Source organism: Kocuria sp. CPCC 205235 (assembly GCF_040980905.1).
GTDB classification, from domain to species: domain Bacteria; phylum Actinomycetota; class Actinomycetes; order Actinomycetales; family Micrococcaceae; genus Kocuria; species Kocuria carniphila.
Window position 1 is genome coordinate 1 of record NZ_JAVKPR010000066.1, and the last position, 1,423, is coordinate 1,423.

Annotated in this window: 1 protein-coding gene; it reads right to left on the bottom strand. The window is 71.2% G+C overall.

The window, feature by feature from the left end; all coding sequences use genetic code 11:
- Positions 1-3 precede the first annotated feature (3 nt).
- Entirely contained in the window at positions 4-1,314 is a 1,311-nt protein-coding gene (locus tag RF638_RS15965) for an ISL3 family transposase (RefSeq protein ID WP_368842456.1), read from the bottom strand.
- Positions 1,315-1,423: the final 109 nt, after the last annotated feature.

Genomic DNA, 1,423 nt, shown 5'->3' on the forward strand with positions numbered 1-1,423 from the left:
GGCTCATCGCATTTGAGGGTGTAGCAGCGGCCTGAAGCCGCCGGCCTCGAGCAGCGATCTCGCGATGTAGTTGGTGAGGTTGCGGAAGCCGAGCGCGGAGCCGCGGAGGTGCTCGAGGCGGCCGTTGATCGCCTCCGTCGGACCGTTCGAGGTCCCGGGTCGGTCGAAGTAGGCGAGCACGTCGAGGGCTCGCTGCTTGAGTGTTCGCCCGAGCGTGATCACCTCGCGCAGCGCCGCGGGCACGCCGCTGCTGACCGTGTTGATCAGCTCGGTCATGAGCGTGCGCGCGGCCGCGCGGTCGGGTTCCCGGTAGGCGGCGACCATGCGCTGATAGATGCCCCAGGTGACCTCGACCGCGTGATGCCGCTCGTCAGCGAAGAGCGCGTCGAGCCGTTGCTGCTGCCGCGGCGTGTGGAACGCCGCGCCGGTGTGGAGGGTGCGGCGAGCGGCGTAGAGCGGATCGCCCTTTCTGCCCCGATGCCCGTGGATCTGCTGCTGGATCCGCCGCCGGCAGCTGTCGAGCGCGTTCCCGGCGAGCCGGACGACGTGGAACGGATCCATCACGGCGACCGCCTCGGGCAGCTCCTCGGTGGTGGCGGTCTTGAAGCCGGAGAACCCGTCCATCGCGACGACCTCGACCCGGTCGCGCCAGGCCTGGGATCGGGCGGCGAGCCAGTGCTGGAACGCCTGCTTCGAGCGGCCCTCGACCATGTCCAGCAGCCGCGCCGGCCCTGTCCCGTCGCGGATCGGCGTGAGGTCGATGATGACGGTCACGTAGCGGTCGCCGTGACGCGTGTGGCGCCAGACGTGCTCGTCCACGCCCAGCACCGCCACGCCGTCGAAGCGGGCAGGGTCATCGAGCAGGCGCCGCCTGCCCTCCTCGAGCACGGCGGTGTTGGCGGTGTGCCAGGCGACGCCGAGCCCGGCCGCGACGCGCGAGACCGTGAGGTGGTCGAGCACCAGCGCGTCCAGCGCCCACCGCAGACCGGTGCGAGAGATCTTCGACCGCGGCTCCGCCGCCCGCGTGGTGTCCTGCCGCCAGATGCGGCCGCAGCCGGTGCAGCGGTAGCGGCGGACGCGGACCAGCAGCGTGGTGGGCCGGTGCCCGAACGGCGCGTGCGCCAGCCGCCGCGTGACCGTGTCGCGCGGCACCCCTTGGCAGCCGCAGTCGCGGCACCACTCGTCGGCCTGCACGACCCGGCAGAAGAGCACCGCGCGGTCGGGCTCGAGGCGTTGGCCGATGGCTTCTAAGCCGAGCTCGTCGAGTCGGCAGAACGTGGTGAGGCAGGGCGCGTCAAAGGTAGCGTTGGGCACGTCGAGGTCTTTCGGACGGTGAGCGTAGGAACTTCCATCCTGGAAGACCTCGACCCCTACCCGGCCAGCGACGCACCTCGACCGTCTACACCGTCAACTGCGATGAGCC